The organism is Pantoea sp. X85 (assembly GCF_029623675.1).
GTDB classification, from domain to species: Bacteria; Pseudomonadota; Gammaproteobacteria; order Enterobacterales; family Enterobacteriaceae; genus Pantoea; species Pantoea leporis.
On record NZ_CP121108.1, the window covers coordinates 412,718 to 429,949 of the forward strand.

Here is a 17,232-nt window from a genome sequence, read left to right on the forward strand (position 1 = left end):
GTGGCAAATGAATTGAAAAAAGTGGATGCGGTCGTGGTCGGTTTTGGCTGGGCGGGTGCCATCATGGCGAAAGAGCTGACCGAAGCGGGCCTGAATGTGGTGGCGCTGGAGCGCGGTCCGCATCGCGATACCTACCCGGATGGATCCTATCCGCAGTCGATTGACGAACTGACCTATAACATCCGCAAAAAGTTGTTCCAGGATTTGTCGAAAAGCACCGTAACGATTCGTCACGATGCCTCGCAAACCGCCGTACCTTATCGCCAGCTGGCGGCGTTTCTGCCCGGCACCGGCACCGGCGGTGCAGGTCTGCACTGGTCAGGCGTGCATTTCCGCGTTGACCCGGTAGAACTGAACCTGCGCAGCCATTACGAGCAGCGTTACGGTAAAAACTTCATTCCGGAAGGCATGACGATTCAGGATTTCGGCGTCAACTATGACGAGCTGGAACCCTTCTTCGATCAGGCCGAGAAAGTGTTCGGCACCTCGGGCAGCGCCTGGTCAATCAAAGGCAAACTGTTGGGCAAAGAGAAGGGCGGCAACCCGTACGCGCCGGATCGCTCCAGCGATTTCCCGCTGCCGGCGCAGAAGCGCACCTACTCGGCGCAGCTGTTCGCGCAAGCGGCGGAATCGGTGGGTTATCACCCTTATGATATGCCGTCGGCCAACACCTCAGGCCCGTACACCAACACCTACGGCGCACAGATGGGCCCGTGCAACTTCTGCGGTTTCTGCAGCGGTTACGCCTGCTACATGTATTCCAAAGCCTCGCCGAACGTCAACATCCTGCCCGCGCTGCGTCAGGAACCGAAGTTCGAGCTGCGCAACAACGCCTACGTGCTGCGCGTCAATCTGACCGACGATAAAAAGCGCGCCACCGGCGTGACCTATCTCGATGGTCAGGGCCGCGAAGTGGTGCAGCCTGCGGATCTGGTGATCCTGTCGGCGTTCCAGTTCCACAACGTGCATCTGATGCTGCTCTCCGGCATCGGCAAGCCGTATAACCCGATTTCCAACGAAGGTGTGGTGGGCCGTAACTTCGCCTATCAGAACATCTCGACGCTGAAAGCGCTGTTCGATAAAAACACCACCACCAACCCGTTTATCGGTGCCGGTGGCGCAGGTGTGGCGGTGGACGATTTCAACGCCGACAACTTCGATCACGGTCCGCACGGCTTCGTTGGCGGTTCGCCATTCTGGGTGAACCAAGCCGGTACCAAGCCGATTTCCGGTTTGCCAACGCCGAAAGGCACGCCAAACTGGGGCAGCCAGTGGAAATCTGCGGTCGCGGATACCTACAACCATCACATCTCGATGGATGCGCACGGCGCGCACCAGTCGTATCGCGCCAACTATCTCGATCTCGATCCGAACTACAAAGATGCCTACGGCCAGCCGCTGCTGCGTATGACCTTTGACTGGCAGGATAACGACATCAAGATGGCGCAGTTCATGATCGGTAAGATGCGCAAAATCACCGAAGCGATGAACCCGAAAATGATCATCGGCGGCGCGAAAGGGCCGGGCTCGCACTTCGACACCACCGTGTATCAAACCACGCACATGAGCGGCGGCGCGATCATGGGTGAAGATCCAAAAACCAGTGCGGTGAACCGTTACCTGCAGAGCTGGGATGTGCCGAACGTGTTTGTGCCAGGTGCGTCGGCGTTCCCGCAGGGACTCGGCTACAACCCAACGGGCATGGTCGCCGCGTTGACCTATTGGTCAGCCAAAGCGATTCGTGAACAGTATCTGAAGAACCCCGGCCCGCTGGTACAGGCATAAGGAACACGGCGATGATCAAAAGCATTTTAGCCCTGTTTCTGGGCACCATGACGTTCGCCGCAGTGGCGGACGAAGCAGGTTCGGACGCGTTGGTAAAGCGCGGTGAGTATCTGGCGCGCGCGGGCGACTGCGTGGCGTGTCACAGCGCGCAGGGCGGCCAGCCGTTTGCCGGTGGACTGCCGATGGCGACGCCGATCGGCACCATTTACTCCACCAACATCACGCCGGATAAAACCACCGGGATTGGTGACTACAGCTACGACGATTTCCAGAAAGCGGTGCGTCACGGCGTAGCGAAAAACGGCGACACGCTTTATCCGGCGATGCCGTATCCGTCTTACGCGGTGGTCAGCGATGACGACATGAAGGCGCTCTACGCCTACTTCATGCATGGCGTGCAGCCGGTGGCGCAGGCCAACAAAGAGAGCGACATTCCGTGGCCGCTGTCGATGCGCTGGCCGTTGTCCATCTGGCGCGGCATCTTTGCGCCGGATGTGAAAGCGTTCCAGCCGGCGGCACAGGAAGATCCGCAGCTGGCACGCGGTCGCTATCTGGTTGAAGGTCTCGGTCACTGTGGCGCTTGCCATACGCCGCGTAGCATCACCATGCAGGAAAAAGCGCTCAACAATGGCGAAGGCAATAACTATCTCGCCGGCAGCAGCGCACCGATTGATGGCTGGACCGCCAGCAATCTGCGTGGCGACAACCGCGATGGCTTAGGCCGCTGGAGCGAAGAGGATCTCAAACAGTTCCTGCGTTTTGGCCGCAACGATCACACTGCGGTGTTTGGTGGCATGACCGATGTGGTGCAGCACAGCCTGCAATATCTGAGCGATGACGATATCAGCGCGATTGCGAAGTATCTGAAATCCCTCGGCGCGAAAGATCCGAATCAGGCGGTGTTTAAGCAGGATGATGCGGTGTCTCAGGCGTTGTGGAAAGGTGACGACAGCCAGCCGGGCGCATCGACTTATGTCGATAGCTGCGCGGCGTGCCACAAAACCGACGGCAGTGGCTATCAGCGCTTTTATCCGGCGCTGCGCGGCAATCCGGTGGTGATGGCAGATGATCCGACCTCGCTGATTCACATCGTATTGGTCGGCGGCACTTTGCCTGGCGTGAAAGGCGCACCGACGGCGATCACCATGCCGGCGTTCGGCTGGCGTCTGAACGATCAGCAGGTGGCGGATGTGGTGAACTTTATCCGTGGCAGCTGGGGCAATAACGTGAAGTCGAGCGTGTCGGCGAAAGATGTGGCCGAGTTGCGTAAAGACGAAACCGTGCAGCCAAAGCAGGGTAATGCGGATATTAAGGTGTTGGAAGGGCAGTAACCCGTTGTGTGCTCGCTGTCCCCCATCCCGTGCTCGCTGTCCCCCTCCTCGGTCCTCCCCCATTAATGGGGGAGGAAGATGCTGCTATATGGTAGTTCTGAAGCTGCATGTGGCAGCGTCTCCTTCCCCCGCTAGCGGGGGAAGGCCGGGATGGGGGACAGCCAGCACGATCTGGGGCAGCCAGCACGATCCGGGACAGCCAGCACGCTCAACCCTCAAATATTCTCCAAATCCATCCCACGGGTCTTCGGCCCGTAAATCCCCACCGACAGCATCACAATCAGCATGCTCAGCACGATAAAGGCGATCACGCCCTGGCTGCCGGCATACTGCAAAATAAGGCCAATCAAAATACTGCTGAACACCGTCGACAGGCGGCTAAACGAGTAGCAGAAACCCACCGCGCGGGCGCGAATGTGCGTCGGGAAAATCTCGGTCTGATAAGCGTGATAGCTGAAGGTTAGCCATGCATTGCTGTAAGTGATCAGGAAACCACAGATGATCATCAGCACCGGATGGGTCATAAACGCAAACAGCGTGCCGAACACCACCGTCATCAGCGATGAAAACACGATCTGCCATTTATTCTCGAGCTTATCGGCGTAGCGGCTGCAAATCAGCGAGCCGAGCGGGTAGGCCAGCGTAATGAAAAACGCATACAGCAGGCTGTGCGTGACGGTGGCGCCTTTGCCCGACAGCAGCGCCGGCAGCCAGTTGCCAAAGCCAAAAAAGCCGATCGCCTGAAAGAAGTTCATCACCACCAGCATCAGCGTGCGCTGGCGATAGGCCGGTGCCCAAATCTCGCTGAAACGCCCTTGCTTAGGTTGCTCAGGTGCGAACTGTCCCCCATCCCGGCCTTCCTCCGCAACAGGGGGAAGGGGAGAAGCGATACCACAGCGCTTTTCCATCGCACTCAGCACCTGATGCGCTTCCTGATGCCGTCCTTGTTGCGCCAGCCAGCGCGCCGATTCGGGCAGGTTTTTTCGAATCAGCCAGATCACCAGCGAGCAGACCGCACCGGCAATCACCACCCAGCGCCAGCCTTCGAGGTTGAGAATGGTTTGCGGCACCAGCCACCACGACATTAGCGCCACCGTCGGTACCGACAGGAACTGGATAAAGAAGGAGAAGGCGAACGCGCGGCTGCGCAGATGCGCCGGTACCCATTCGGAAAGATAGGTATCGATGGTCACCAGCTCGACGCCGAGGCCAATGCCGACCAGGAAGCGGAACAGGATAATCATCTCTGCGCTCTGCTGGAACGCCATCAGCAGCGAAAACGCGCCGTACCACGCCAGCGCGCACATAAAGGTCAGGCGGCGACCAAAACGGTCGGCGTAGGGCGCAAGCAAACTCGCGCCGACAAACAGGCCGAGGAAAGTAGCGGAGGCAAATGCGGCCTGGTCGGCGATGCCGAACACGCCCGCAGAACCGGTATGAAACACGCCCGCCGCCACCAGGCCGGAGCTGATATAGCCGGTTTCAAACAGATCGTAGAGCTCAAAGAAGCCGCCCAGCGCCAGCAGCGTGATAAAGCGCCACAGGCCGGCGGACGAGGGCAGCGCATCAATGCGCCCGGCTAAGGTGCGGCGATCCGCGCTCATGTGATCGTTCGCCATCCCTGTCGACGTGATGGTTGTCATTATTATGTATACCTCGGTGTTTGCAGAACCCGCTGACGGCTGAGATGGGTTTTAAAAATAATTAACCGTTAGCAAGCGAAGGAATAGCAGGATAATAAATTCGCTGAGAGTTGCCGAGAGGCAGGACGGTGACATTTTGGCAACATACGTTGCAGTTCACAGAAAAGTGATCGCCATCCGTGGCGCAGGCTTAATGCAGGCTTGGGTAGACGCCGGGACCGATCGGTAAACCCAGCGCGTACCACGCCAGCAGCAGCACAATCCAGGTGGTGAAGAACACCAGCGGATAGGGGAAGATCAGCACGTAATAGGTGCCCAGTTGCGCATCTTTTTGATAACGCTGCAGGAAGCCGAGGAAAAGCGGCAGGAACGGCGACATCGGTGCCAGCGGCAACACCGCAGAATCGGCGATGCGGAAGATCATCTGGGCAAACGCCGGATGGAAGCCAAGCAGCATAAACATCGGCACAAATACCGGCGCCAGAATCGACCAGATCGCCGAGCCGCTGGCGATAAACATGCACAGAAACGCCGACAGGAACATCAAGCCCATAAACGCCGGTGCGCCGCTGATGCCCGCGCTCTCCAGCACATCGGTCAGGCCGATGGCCATGAACTTGCCCATGTTGCTCCAGTTGAAGAAGGCCACGAACTGCGACAGCGGAAACACCATCACAATAAAGCCCGCCATGCTCTTCATCGGATCCACCAGCAGCTGCGGGATATCATCCGCGCGGCGAATCTGCTTGGTTACCGCGCCATAGGCAATCGCCACCACAAAGAAGAACAGGATGATGATTGGCACGATGCCCTGAATAAACGGCGAGGGAATAATGCCGCCGGTTTTTGGATTGCGCAGCGGCGCGTGTTCCGGCACCACCAGCAGCGCCATCAGCGCGATAAACACCAGCGCGGCGATACCGGCGGCTTTCAGGCCGCGATTCTCCAGCGCGGTGAGCGGCGGCAGACGATCGCTATTGCCGCCGTTCCACGCGGGCAGGCGCGGCTCGACAAACTTGTCGGTCAGCAGCGCACCGGCGATGGTCAGCACAATCACCGAACTGGCCATAAAGTACCAGTTGTCGATCACGCTAACGTGTACGGTGTCGCTCACCGCTTTGGCGGCTTCGCTACTGATGCCGGACAGCAGCACGTCGGTGGTGACAATCAGCAGGTTGGCGGTAAAACCGGACGCCACGCCCGCGATCGCCGCCATCAATCCCGCCACCGGATGACGTCCCACCGCGAGGAAGATCAGCGCGCCGAGCGGCGGCATTACTACCAGCGCGGCATCGGACGAAATGTGGCTGAAGAAGGCGATAAACAGCACCATGTAGCTGGCGTAGCGACGGCTCACGCGCGAAGCCATCTTCACCATCAGCGACTGCAGCAGGCCGACTTTTTCCGCCAGGCCAGCACCAATCACCAGCGCCAGAATCGATCCCAACGGCGTGAAGCCACTGAAGTTTTTGATGATATTGGGCAGGATCCATTGAATCCCTGCCACGCTCAGCAGGTTATTCACCCGCACCAGCTCGCCGTTGGCCGGGTTTTTCACCGCCACGTCGAGGCTGCTGAGCACGGCGGTGGCCACCATCAGCACCACAATCAAATAGACGAACAGTAAAAACGGGTTCGGCACTTTGTTGCCGACGCGTTCAATCCAGCTAAACAGCTTTCCAGGGCTGCGGTTCTCCGTTGTTATTTCCATGGCAGGTCCTCATCAGTCGTCTTATTGTGTTTGCATGCCCTTCATACTTCGAGCTGCAGGTGCGTTGGCTGCGTGCAGCTCGAAGTATTTTGGGCTTTAGTTTTTATATTTTTTTTTGCCCGCGTTTATAAACGCGAGAGGTAAATCCTAGGACGTTAACTTCGACGGTGTGACATCCGCTGGAATCGGGCAGGCGTAAGGCTGCTCGCGGCGTACACGCTGGAACTCGTCGCGGCAGCGCGCCAGCGCCGCGTCATCCTGCAGCAAGGTCAGCGCGGTGGCGGCCATCACTTTGGCGGCCAGACACATGCCTTTGTGCGCAATGGACGTGCGGCCCTGCGCCACCAGCTGCCAGGTGTGCAGCGGCGTGCCGAAGGCGAAGCAGGGCGCAAAGCATTGCGCGGTGGGCGTCACCCAACTCACATCGCCAACGTCGGTTGAGCCGTAAAGGATCTCGCGCGTCACTGCATAGGGCGCCACTTCATCCATCAAAATCTTGTCGCCCAGCGCCGCTGCCCAGGCAACGCCCGCTTCACCGCCGGTGCGCGCCGCATTGAGACGTGCGTTACGCAGATCGTCTTTGCTTAGCGTGGAGCGCATCTCGGCGGCAAACGCCTGTTCCGCATCACTGTAGTCAGGCAAACCAAACTGATGCAAATAGCGCTCCATCACGCTTTCCAGTGCGCGATTCGGCACGTAATTGGAGCAGGCTTTATCGAAGCGCACCGTCATCTGCGTGTCGGTCATCAGCGCCGCGCCTTTGGCGATGTTGATGACGCGCTGATAGATATCCTGCGCTTGATCGAGCTGCGGCGCGCGAATCAGGTACAGCACTTCGGCATCGGCTTGCACCACATTGGGGGAGACGCCGCCGGCATTGGTCACCGCGTAGTGCAGACGCGCTTCCTGCACGATGTGCTCGCGCAGAAAGTTGGCGCCGGTGTTCATCAGCGTCACCGCATCCAGCGCGCTGCGCCCTAAATGCGGTGAGTTGGCCGCATGCGCCGCCACGCCTTTGAAGCGGAAGGCGGCCTGAATATTGGCCAGCGTGCTGAGGTTGAACATGCCGCTAAAACCTTCGGGATGCCAGGTCACCGCCGCGTCGACATCGTCGAACAAGCCTTCGCGCACCATAAAGGTTTTGCCGGAGCCACCTTCTTCGCCGGGACAGCCGTAAAAGCGCAGCGTGCCGCGCTGGCCGTGTTGCGCCCACCAGGCTTTGATGGCGAAAGCGGCGGCCAAACCGGCGGTGCCGAGCAGATTGTGTCCGCAGCCGTGGCCGTTGCCGTTTTCCACCAGCGGCTGCGGCGTGGCGCACCCCGATTGCTGGCTCAGACCGGCCAGCGCATCGAACTCGCCGAGAATGGCGATCACCGGTTTGCCGCTGCCAATGCTGGCAATAAACGCGGTGTCGATGTTGCCGACGCCGCGCTCCACGCGAAAACCTTCCTGTTCCAGCGCATCGGCCAGCAGTGCGGAAGACGTTGTCTCTTCAAAACGGGTTTCCGGTACGTCCCAGATGGCATCGCTGAGGGCGGTAAAACGCGGCTGGTTTTGGTTGATGTAGCGATCAATAAATTCGCTGTGGCTCATCGCTGGCCTCCAAACTGTGCGTGATTGAGGGCCAGCGTCGCCAGCGTTTGCACCGCGGTCGCCATGATCGCTTCGTCAAAATCGAACTTCGCGTTGTGATGGCCCGCCGCCAGATCGCAGCCGAAAATCACGTAGGAGGATTGGCCGCCGCGCTGCTGCACGCGCTCCAGCATGTAAGTGGCATCTTCCGAGCCCGCCGCCTGCTGTTTCATATCGACCACTGAGGTGAAAATGCCCAGCGCCTCGGCCTGCTGGTGGATGAACGCCACCCACGGCGGGCTCGGCGTGCAGCTGCGCGCGCCGCCCATCAGCTTGACGTCATATTCCACGCCGTACATCGCTGCCGCACCGCCAATCACGCGCAGCGCCTGCTGATAGATATCATCGTTAACCTGATTGCTGACGCCGCGCGTTTCCACCTTCATCAGCGCGCAGTCGGGCACCACGTTGCGCCCGCTGCCCGCCTGCAATACGCCGACGTTGACGCGCGCCACACCGCCGCTGTGCTGCGGCAGGTTGTGCAGCGCCAGCGTGGCCTGCGCCGCCGCCAGCAGGGCGTTGCGGCCCTCTTCTGGTTTGCCGCCGGCGTGCGCGCCGACGCCGGTGAAACTGACGTCGAGTTTGGTGGTGGCGAGGAAGCTGTCGCTGCCACAAACGATTTCGCCGGCGGGCACGCCGGTACCAAGATGAATGGCGGTGAACAGATCGACATCATCCACCACGCCAGCGGCCACCATCGCCTTCGCACCTCGTACGCCTTCTTCCGCTGGCTGGAAAATGATTTTGATGGTGCCGCTCAGCTGCGCTTTCATCTCCATCAACACGCCCGCCAGCGCCAAACCGATGGTGGTGTGGCCGTCGTGACCGCAGGCGTGCATCATGCCGGGATTGCAGGAGGCAAAGCCTTCGCGCGTTGGCAGATGATCGGCGGCGCGGCTTTCGTTCTGATCGAGCGCATCCATATCCACGCGGAAACCCATCACCGGGCCGGGACGACCGGTTTCCAGCGTGGCGACCACGCCACAAAATCCGCCGGAGAAGTGTTTCATCCACTGCGGCAGCGCGCCTTGTTCCAGCGCGCGCGCTTCCTGCTGCGCCAGCACTTCCTCAGAGGGCAATCCCATGCGCGAGTCGGCATCGATCACCTCGCGGCCCAGCTTGAGTTGATAACCAAGACGATGCAGCTCTTCAGCCACCAACGTGGCGGTGCGGAACTCCAGCCAGCCCGATTCGGCAAAGTGGTGCAGATCGCGTCGCCAGGCCTGCATCTGCGGGATGCGCGCGTTGACGAGGTCAGAAAGGGTTTTCATCGGCATTTCCTTAGTGTTGGTTTTTTATGCATTCATCCGAATCTACACATTGGTTTTGCCGTGCATAAGATGCGAATATCTTGCTACTGATAAACAACGGTTATCACTAAACTATGTCTGCGAACCTCAAACTTCATCAGCTGCGCGCCTTTGTTGCTGTGGCGCGTCAGGGCAGCATCCGCGCCGCCAGCCGCTTGTCCGGGCTTTCACAGCCTGCGCTGACCAAAGCGATCCAGGAACTGGAGCTGGCGCTGGGCGCGCGCCTGTTCGAGCGGCGACAGCAGGGCGTTACGCTGACTGATATCGGTGATAACTTTTTCAAGCATGCCAGCCTGGTGCTGGAAGAGTTGCGGGTGGCGCAGGAAGATATTCAGCAGCGGCTGGGATTGGCCGGCGGGCGCGTCAACATCGGCGTGGGTGGCAGTATTGCGCGCACCGTCATGCCGCAGGTGATCAATCAGTTTCATCGCGAATATCCGCTGGTCAAGGTGCGGATTGTTGAAGGTCAGCTGGTTTCGATGGTGCATGAACTGCGTCAGGGCGAGCTGGATTTCACCATCAATACCTACGATAAAAATCATCTCGATCAGGAGTTAGTTTTTGAACGGCTGATGGAGCGCGATTATCAGGTGGTGATGCGCAAAGGGCATCCGATGGCGCATGCGCGCACGCTGGCCGAGCTGCAACACTGCGACTGGACCATGCCGACACCGCAAGGCAGCTATTATCGGCTGCTACACGATCTGTTTGGCGAGCGCGGCATGGCGCCGAAAATCGTCGTCACCTGCGAGACCTTTATGGCCTGCACCAGCCTGGTGGCGCAGAGCGATTTCGTCAGCATTATTTCGCGCGACGTGATTGAAGATCCTACACACGGCGGCCAGCTGATTTCTCTCGTTCTCGACGAACCTTTACCGAAAGCCACTTTCTATCTTATTCAGCGCAAAGACACCGCGTTGACGCCGATGAGTGCCTACATGGCGCAGCTGTTCCGGCGCTACTGTCAGCAAAGGTAAGAGTGCGGCCCGGCTCGCAACCGATTAAATAATGCGCACTACACTTGCTGTGGACATTCCCTTTATGGAGAACAGACCATGCAAGTTACCCCGTATGTGTTTTACAGCGGTCGCTGCGAAGAGGCGATTGCCTTCTACCTTGACGCCACCGACGGCGAGCTGCTGTTCAAGATGACCTATGGCGATATGCCGGATGAAACGCCGGTGGAGGACGAAGGCTGCATCTCGGGCGTGAGCTTTTCGCCGGAGCAGATCATGCATGCCCATCTGCGTATCGGGCAGGGTGAATTGATGATGAGTGACGGCGCACCGCAGGCGGCGTATGGCGGTTTTGCCGTGAGTTTATCCACGCCGGATGAGGCGCAGGGCAAGCGTTGGTTTGATGCGTTGTCAGCGGGCGGTGAGGTGACGAAAAGCTGGGCACCGACGTTTTGGGCCAATGGCTTTGGCATGTTGACCGATAAGTTCGGCGTGCCGTGGATGGTGAATGCGTATAAGCCGCAGATTTGAGTAGAGGGTGCGCGCTGGCCCTCACCCCAGCCCTCTCCCGCAAGCGGGAGAGGGAGTTGGTAGGGGCACGATCTGTTCCCTCTCCCACTTGTGGGAGAGGGTTAGGGTGAGGGAAACCAACAACTTAGAAGTTGTATCCCACCACCAAATAGTAACCCCAACCGGTTGATTTCACTTCAAATGGACCGTTACCGAAGTTCAGCTCCTGGCCGTCAGCCCACTGGCCGCCGTTGTGGAAGTAACGCGCCACGGTAGAAACATGCCAGTGATCGTAGTTCAGCGACAGAATGTGGCTGGACGCAATCGAGTTGCTGGTGCGTGAACGATCGGACTTATCACGCAGATCTGAACCCCAGTCGAAGTTGGTGAAGCCGATATAGCTCAGCTTGCCGCCCCACAGATCGGTAATCGGCACAAAGTATTTCACCTTAAAGCGATAACCATCCCAGCTGTTTTCGTTCGCCGCACCGTAGTTTTCCCACTGGTATTTCGCGTAAACGTTCAGCGACAGGCCGATATCGCTGTGAGTATCGATGTCGGTGCCAAGACCCATGTACCAGGTGTTCTGACGGTTATCGCTGTTGCGACCCATGTCATAGATGTAGTTGTTAGCGAAGTACCACTCTTTAAACGGACCAAAAGAGAGATCGGTGCCGGTCAGCTTATCGATGGAGAAACGTGGCTCAATTTCCATGAACATCGGCGAACCGTGGTCGAACACGCCGTTAGCGTTGCTGTTGCCCACGCCGAAGAAGTTGGTCAGATCGAGGTAGCCATAGAAATCGAACCAATCCTTTTTGGCAAAGGCTTCGTATTCCAGGTACACGTCGTTGTTGAACTGGGGTCCAAAACGGGTGTGGTAACTGCCCACCACGTTCACGCTCTGATGCCACCAGTCAGAAACGTACTGCGGATCGCTGTCTGCTGCTTGTGCCGCACCAGTCCAGCTGCTGGCCAATAAGGCCCCTGCTATCAACGCTTTATATTTCATTATTGTTAACCACATGCTTTTGATCGCCGGGCCGTCGCCGCGATCGGGTGAAATTGATCCCAGGGGATGGGCAGTGAGTTGTCGTATCCGGTCTGCATCGCCAGATTTTCAAGCTTGCGTAATGTGCCTGTAACAGAGGCATAGAAAATAGATTTTGGTCACGTTTGTCAAAAAGTGTTGCAGTTTGATTCACTGAAAATGTGATCGCTATCACATTAATCCCGTGTGGCGAACTGAACCCCGCAACCGTTTACGTGTCGCGTACAGCAGGGAAAGTTATTGATGTAGGGAAAGGATGTCGCGGCGCGATTTATCGCGTTGTTTTGATGTCGCACCGTGCCCATAGCAACTTTGCGCAATACATTGCGCCGCTACGGCACGGTGAAGTTTATGGCAATGTCACGCGTACCTGCAGGCCGGCAATCTGGCCCTGCGGATCGTGGCGGTTCGATAGCGCAACCTGCATCTGATGTTTCTGCGCTACGCTGCGCACAATCGACAAGCCCAGTCCGCTGCCTTGCGCCTGCACATCCGGCGAACGGGTGAAGCGGTCAAAGGCGCGCTCGATAAAGGATTCGGCCATGCCGGGACCGTTATCGACGATATCCACCACGGTGTGATTGCCGACGCGATGCAGCAGCACATCGACCAAACTGCCTTCCGGCGTATGCAGCATCGCATTGCCAATCAGGTTATCGAACAGGCTGCGCAGATCGGAGCGGCTGGCGTGCAGGCGATAGTGTGTGGTGCCGTTGAAGCCGATATCGATGCCGCGCTTATCCGCCACCACCATCAGCTGCTCAATGCTCTCTTTTAGCAGGTCGTCCAGTTCGATGCTTTCCACTGTGGCGACCACCGATTGATCTTCCTGACGCGAGATATTCAGCAGCTGCGTCACCAGATGGCGCGTGCGCGTCACGCCCGCTTCCAGCTGGTCAAACTGGCGGCTGGCTTCACCGGGTTGAATATGTTGCCGCAGATTCTCCAGCTGCAAGGTCACGGCGGTGACCGGCGTGCGCAGCTCATGCGCCGCATCTTCAAGGAACTGGCGCTGCGATGACCATGCCGCGCGCAGTCTATCCAGCAAGGCGTTGTAAGCTGCCACCAGCGGCAGCACTTCATCCGGTAAACCATCAGGTGAAACGCTATGCGGATGCAGGGTTTCCTGCGCTGCGATATGGCGCGACGCCACGCGTAAATCGCGCGTAATAGCTCGCACCACCAGCCATATCACAATCAGTGAGAGCGGCATCATCAGCACCAGCGGAATGATGGCGGAGAGCGCTCGCTTGACCATGATACTTTTCATGTAGCCGATATTGTGTAGCACCTGAATGTTGCCAATTTCACTGCCCAGCTCGCCGGGCCGCGTGTAAACACGCCATTCGCAGTCGTCGCCACAGTCTCCGACTTTCAAATCGGTCCAGCCTTTTTTCAGCTGCAATGGCGCATGCAGGCCCGGCCAGGAGCTGGCGCGCAGATGATTGCTTTCGTCCCACAGCTGAACGATATAGGTGCTTTTCAGTTTCTCTTCATGCATCACCATTGGCATTAGGGCCGGCATACGTTGGCTGCTGGCCCACGCATCGGCGATCTTGGCGAGCTGGTCGTCTTTCATGGTGCCCATCATGTCGCCGTAGCAGTGATAGAAATACCAGGTGACGCCGCCAATCATCGCCAGATGCAGAATCACCAGCGTGGCGAGCAGCTTGTTACGCAGCGAGCGCATAAAGGTGAAAGGTTTCATATTGCCGGTACCCGCCAGCCAAGTCCGCGCACGTTGCGGATCACTTCGTTATCCAGTTTGCGACGCATTCCGTGGATCAGCACATCCACCGCGTTGCTGCTGACCTCTTCGCCCCAGCCGTAAATGCGGTTTTCTAACTGTTCGCGCGAAAGAATGGCGCCCGGCCGCTCCAGCAAGGCGTAGAGCAGGGCATATTCACGTGCGGTGAGCTGTTCGCGCTGGCCTTTGTACAGCACCTCGCGCGTCATGATGTCGATCTGCACATCGCCGCTGCCGAGCAGAGAATCTGCTGCACCGTGGCGACGGCGGGTAATGGCACGCATACGCGCCAGCACTTCTTGCAGATCAAAGGGTTTCAGCAAATAGTCGTCGGCGCCGCTGTCCAATCCCTGAATACGTTGCTGCACGGTATCGCGGGCGGTGAGCACCAGCACCGGCGTCATGTCGCCACGCGTGCGCGCACGACGCAGCACCTGCAGGCCATCTTCACGCGGTAAGCCCAGATCCAGTAACACGCAGGTATAGCCGCCTTCAGCCCAGGCATTGCTGGCATACACGCCGTCGCGTACCCAATCCACCGACCAACCTGCCGCTTCCAGCGCTTGCTGCAGATTCGCGCCAATCATTTCGTCATCTTCTACCAGCAGCACACGCATGATGCCCTCCAACTTAACTGAACGCAGTGTAGCGACAGATAATTAGGCCAGAATTATACCCGTTTTCCCGCTTGCTAATTCTGCGCTAATTTTCTGCTAATTAAGGGATAAATTTAACGCGCTATTGTGGCGGCACTGGACATATTGCCAACGCAGGAGAATCCCATGAATCAGCGCGAATTTATCCGTAGTTTGCTGGACTGGATAGAGAATAACTTAGGGCACGATCTGCATCTGGATGAAGTCGCACGCCGCTCGGGATACTCCCGCTGGCATCTGCAACGTCTGTTCCGTCAGCACACCGGCTTTTCACTGGCCGAGTACATTCGCCAGCGCCGGTTAACCGAATCTGCGCTGACGCTGATTAACAGCGATGAGGCGATTTTGCAGGTGGCGATGAGTTACGGCTTCGATACGCAGCAGGCTTATACTCGCACCTTCAAAAACTACTTCATGGTGACGCCAGGCCAGCTGCGCCGCCAGCGTCGCGTTGAGCCGGATCGTTTATTGTTCCCATTGGCGATGGCGAGTTGATGTATGCCTATGCGCATCATTCGTAGCGGCGCAATTTATTGCGCAATATCTGGATGGGCTCGTTGCCATCATTGATAAGCGCGATGAATCGCGCCGCTACGAAATGTACGCTGATGGACTAATGACGCCTTTTGCTTTTAAGCTGCTGTTCTCACTCTCTTAACTGCCAGAGAACATGGATAACAGCGACAATCTCTCCGCCATGATGCTGTTTGCACGCGTCGTGGAACGGCAAAGCTTTAGCGAAGCCGCACGCACCTTAGGCGTCTCCAAATCGCACGTCAGCCGTGAAGTGGCGCGGCTGGAAGTGCGCCTCGGCATCAAGCTGTTGCAGCGCACTACGCGCAAAGTGGTGCTGACGGAGCTCGGCCAGGCCTACTATCCGTTCTGCGTGCGCATGCTGGAAGAGATGCATCGCGCCGACGCCTTTGTGCAGCAGGTACATCAACTTCCCGCAGGCAACGTGCGCTTGCAGGCGCCGATCACCTACGGCTGTCAGTGCGTGGTGCCGACGCTGAATGACTTTATTCGCCGCCATATTCACATCAACGTCGATCTCGACCTCACCACCAGCGATGACCCGCAACCCAGCGCCGACGTGGCGATTGTGATCCGCGCGCGTGCGCCCGACGCGGCCAATTATCGTGAACTCGCTAGCATTGATTGGGGCTTGTACGCCACGCCAGATTATCTGGCGGCGCATGCGCCCATCGATCATCCCGACCGCCTGATGCGTCACGACTTGCTGCTGTTTCACGGCCCGGCGCACACCGCCGCGCTGCCGTTTCGCCGTGATAAACAGCGTCTGGCGCTGGATGTGCACAGCCGTTTCCGCGCCAACAACAGCATGGCGCTGCTTAATGCCGCACTGGCGGGCACCGGCATCGCTTATCTGCCCGCTTATATGACGCAAGATGCCTTAGCGCGCGGCGAAATCCAGCAGGTGCTATCAGATTGGCAAATGGATCGCCTGCACAGCTATCTGTTGCTGAAAGAGCAGCCGCAACCCTCTTCGCCGGTCACCATGCTGTGCGATGCGTTAATCAACACCCTTGGTACAGCGTAATTGTTGTTATCTGGCAACAATGCTGCGCCGCCTGGCAATTATCCGCGCTACTCTGTTTTCTGCGCAGCGTCACTGTTAGCCTGCTAAAAAAGCAAAAAACAGGGATATCACCATGCAGCAACCTCCACTCGCGTTAGCGCCCGAACAGCAACACTGGAAGCGAAATTTATGTGTCTGCGTGCTGGGTTCGTTCAGCACCATTGTGGCGATGACGCTGCTGTTGCCGTTTCTGCCGCTCTATGTGCAGCAACTTGGCGTGCAGGAACCGGCGGCGATTGCGCGCTGGTCGGGTGCGGCCTACGGCGCCACCTTCCTCAGCGCCGCCCTGACCGCGCCGTTATGGGGCAAACTGGCCGATCGCTATGGCCGCAAACTGATGCTGATCCGCGCCAGCCTCGGCATGGCGATTGCCATGTCGCTGATTGGTATGGCCACCGCGCCGTGGCAGCTGGTGGCGCTGCGTTTGCTGGCGGGTTTGCTCGGCGGCTACGCCTCGGGATCGACCATTCTGGTGGCGGCGCAAACGCCGAAAGAACAAACCGGCTGGGCGCTCGGCGTGTTGTCATCCGGCATTATGGCCGGCAACGTGGTGGGGCCGCTGCTGGGCGGCGTATTGCCGCCGCTGATTGGCATTCGTCACACCTTCTGGCTGACCGGCGCGGTGATTTTCCTCGCCTTCCTCGCAACCACCTTTTTGCTGAAAGAGGTGCCGCGCTCCTCTGGCAAGAAAACCCCACAGAAGATTGCTGACGATGCGAAGTCACTCAATTTGCCCGTGGTGCGGCTAATGTTGCTGTCGGGCATGCTGCTGATTTTCGCCAATATGTCGATTGAGCCGATCATCACGCTGTATATCGGCCAGTTTGTTAACGGCGATCACGCCATCACCGTCACCGCCGGATTGGTGATGGCCGCCGCCGCGCTCGGCAGCATTATTTCCGCGCCGCGTCTGGGACGGCTGGCCGATCGCGTCGGGCATGGTCGCGTGCTGGTGTATGGGCTGATAGCCTGCGCGCTGCTGCTGATCCCGCAGGCGTTTATCCGCGAAGCGTGGCAATTGGTGGTGCTGCGTTTTCTGATGGGCATGGCGCTGGGTGGATTGATGCCGTGCGTCACCGCGCTGATTCGTCACAGCGTGCCGCAGTCGCAGGTGGGCAAGATGCTGGGTTATTCAACCTCGGCGCAGTATGTCGGCCAGGTTTCAGGTCCGCTGTTCGGCGGCTTTATTGGCGGCGCGTTTGGTATGCGTCCGGTGTTTCTGGCGACCTGCGTGATCATGGCGCTGTGCGCATTGCTGAACGCGCGAGTGCTGCGTAAAACCTAACATGTAGGGCGCCAT

General features: G+C 58.4%; 14 protein-coding genes. 7 read left to right on the forward strand and 7 right to left on the reverse strand.

Annotation, left to right across the window (positions count from 1 at the left end; genetic code table 11):
* Together P6287_RS01835 and P6287_RS01840 are read left to right on the forward strand one after the other, a co-directional pair.
* Complete coding sequence (locus tag P6287_RS01835) at positions 1 to 1,785, forward strand: GMC family oxidoreductase (protein ID WP_101762364.1); 1,785 nt, start codon at positions 1 to 3, stop codon at positions 1,783 to 1,785.
* An 11-nt stretch (positions 1,786 to 1,796) separates the two neighbouring features.
* Positions 1,797 to 3,116: a cytochrome c gene (locus P6287_RS01840; RefSeq protein WP_277974412.1), complete on the forward strand. Its 1,320-nt coding sequence runs from the start codon at positions 1,797 to 1,799 to the stop codon at positions 3,114 to 3,116.
* 215 nt (positions 3,117 to 3,331) lie between these two features.
* On the opposite strand, the gene P6287_RS01845 is transcribed toward P6287_RS01840, so the two are convergent.
* The 4 genes from P6287_RS01845 to P6287_RS01860 all read right to left on the reverse strand — a co-directional run bounded on the left by P6287_RS01845 (position 3,332) and on the right by P6287_RS01860 (position 9,373).
* A complete protein-coding gene (locus P6287_RS01845) occupies positions 3,332 to 4,759 on the reverse strand; it encodes an MFS transporter (RefSeq protein ID WP_277974413.1) in 1,428 nt (475 codons plus the stop codon).
* A 190-nt stretch (positions 4,760 to 4,949) separates the two neighbouring features.
* Complete coding sequence (gene abgT, locus P6287_RS01850) at positions 4,950 to 6,470, reverse strand: p-aminobenzoyl-glutamate transporter (RefSeq protein WP_192235968.1); 1,521 nt, start codon at positions 6,468 to 6,470, stop codon at positions 4,950 to 4,952.
* A 147-nt stretch (positions 6,471 to 6,617) separates the two neighbouring features.
* Positions 6,618 to 8,063, reverse strand: a complete 1,446-nt coding sequence (locus P6287_RS01855; protein WP_277974414.1) for a M20 family metallopeptidase — start codon at positions 8,061 to 8,063, stop codon at positions 6,618 to 6,620.
* Positions 8,060 to 9,373 carry an amidohydrolase gene (locus P6287_RS01860; protein WP_277974415.1) on the reverse strand — a complete coding sequence of 438 codons (1,314 nt, stop codon included), beginning with the start codon at positions 9,371 to 9,373 and terminating at the stop codon, positions 8,060 to 8,062. The genes P6287_RS01855 and P6287_RS01860 overlap by 4 nt, the downstream gene beginning before the upstream one ends.
* A 113-nt stretch (positions 9,374 to 9,486) precedes the next feature.
* Between P6287_RS01860 and P6287_RS01865 the strand changes: the two genes are divergently transcribed.
* Positions 9,487 to 10,389 (forward strand): LysR family transcriptional regulator, encoded by a 903-nt coding sequence (locus tag P6287_RS01865; RefSeq protein WP_101762356.1) that lies wholly within the window; start codon positions 9,487 to 9,489, stop codon positions 10,387 to 10,389.
* 78 nt (positions 10,390 to 10,467) lie between these two features.
* Positions 10,468 to 10,899, forward strand: a complete 432-nt coding sequence (gene yjdN, locus P6287_RS01870; RefSeq protein WP_101762355.1) for a VOC family metalloprotein YjdN — start codon at positions 10,468 to 10,470, stop codon at positions 10,897 to 10,899.
* Positions 10,900 to 11,023: 124 nt separating this feature from the next.
* Here yjdN and P6287_RS01875 read toward each other — a convergent pair whose 3' ends face one another.
* The 3 genes from P6287_RS01875 to P6287_RS01885 form a co-directional block, all read right to left on the reverse strand.
* Positions 11,024 to 11,890 carry a nucleoside-specific channel-forming protein Tsx gene (locus tag P6287_RS01875; protein ID WP_101762354.1) on the reverse strand — a complete coding sequence of 289 codons (867 nt, stop codon included), beginning with the start codon at positions 11,888 to 11,890 and terminating at the stop codon, positions 11,024 to 11,026.
* A gap of 388 nt (positions 11,891 to 12,278) precedes the next feature.
* Positions 12,279 to 13,637 (reverse strand): ATP-binding protein, encoded by a 1,359-nt coding sequence (locus P6287_RS01880; RefSeq protein WP_137384992.1) that lies wholly within the window; start codon positions 13,635 to 13,637, stop codon positions 12,279 to 12,281.
* Positions 13,634 to 14,293: a response regulator transcription factor gene (locus P6287_RS01885; protein WP_008105599.1), complete on the reverse strand. Its 660-nt coding sequence runs from the start codon at positions 14,291 to 14,293 to the stop codon at positions 13,634 to 13,636. Before P6287_RS01885 ends, P6287_RS01880 begins: the two co-directional genes overlap by 4 nt.
* Positions 14,294 to 14,458: 165 nt before the next feature.
* On the opposite strand from P6287_RS01885, the gene P6287_RS01890 reads away from it, so the two are divergent.
* The 3 genes from P6287_RS01890 (at position 14,459) to P6287_RS01900 (ending at position 17,217) form a co-directional block, all read left to right on the forward strand.
* Positions 14,459 to 14,827, forward strand: a complete 369-nt coding sequence (locus tag P6287_RS01890; RefSeq protein ID WP_101762352.1) for a helix-turn-helix domain-containing protein — start codon at positions 14,459 to 14,461, stop codon at positions 14,825 to 14,827.
* Between the two features lie 175 nt (positions 14,828 to 15,002).
* The gene (locus P6287_RS01895) at positions 15,003 to 15,893 is read left to right on the forward strand and encodes a LysR family transcriptional regulator (RefSeq protein ID WP_192235958.1); all 891 of its coding nucleotides are present in this window, start codon (positions 15,003 to 15,005) and stop codon (positions 15,891 to 15,893) included.
* Between the two features lie 112 nt (positions 15,894 to 16,005).
* Positions 16,006 to 17,217, forward strand: a complete 1,212-nt coding sequence (locus P6287_RS01900; protein ID WP_277974416.1) for an MFS transporter — start codon at positions 16,006 to 16,008, stop codon at positions 17,215 to 17,217.
* Positions 17,218 to 17,232: the final 15 nt, after the last annotated feature.

Bases quoted from the DNA above. Each gene is read 5' to 3' on its own strand.
- P6287_RS01840 (WP_277974412.1), top strand. From the start codon at position 1,797: ATGATCAAAAGCATTTTAGCCCTGTTTCTGGGCACCATGACGTTCGCC.
- P6287_RS01845 (WP_277974413.1), bottom strand. From the start codon at position 4,759: ATGACAACCATCACGTCGACAGGGATGGCGAACGATCACATGAGCGCG.
- abgT (WP_192235968.1), bottom strand. From the start codon at position 6,470: ATGGAAATAACAACGGAGAACCGCAGCCCTGGAAAGCTGTTTAGCTGG.
- P6287_RS01855 (WP_277974414.1), bottom strand. From the start codon at position 8,063: ATGAGCCACAGCGAATTTATTGATCGCTACATCAACCAAAACCAGCCG.
- P6287_RS01860 (WP_277974415.1), bottom strand. From the start codon at position 9,373: ATGAAAACCCTTTCTGACCTCGTCAACGCGCGCATCCCGCAGATGCAG.
- P6287_RS01865 (WP_101762356.1), top strand. From the start codon at position 9,487: ATGTCTGCGAACCTCAAACTTCATCAGCTGCGCGCCTTTGTTGCTGTG.
- yjdN (WP_101762355.1), top strand. From the start codon at position 10,468: ATGCAAGTTACCCCGTATGTGTTTTACAGCGGTCGCTGCGAAGAGGCG.
- P6287_RS01875 (WP_101762354.1), bottom strand. From the start codon at position 11,890: ATGAAATATAAAGCGTTGATAGCAGGGGCCTTATTGGCCAGCAGCTGG.
- P6287_RS01880 (WP_137384992.1), bottom strand. From the start codon at position 13,637: ATGAAACCTTTCACCTTTATGCGCTCGCTGCGTAACAAGCTGCTCGCC.
- P6287_RS01885 (WP_008105599.1), bottom strand. From the start codon at position 14,293: ATGCGTGTGCTGCTGGTAGAAGATGACGAAATGATTGGCGCGAATCTG.
- P6287_RS01890 (WP_101762352.1), top strand. From the start codon at position 14,459: ATGAATCAGCGCGAATTTATCCGTAGTTTGCTGGACTGGATAGAGAAT.
- P6287_RS01895 (WP_192235958.1), top strand. From the start codon at position 15,003: ATGGATAACAGCGACAATCTCTCCGCCATGATGCTGTTTGCACGCGTC.
- P6287_RS01900 (WP_277974416.1), top strand. From the start codon at position 16,006: ATGCAGCAACCTCCACTCGCGTTAGCGCCCGAACAGCAACACTGGAAG.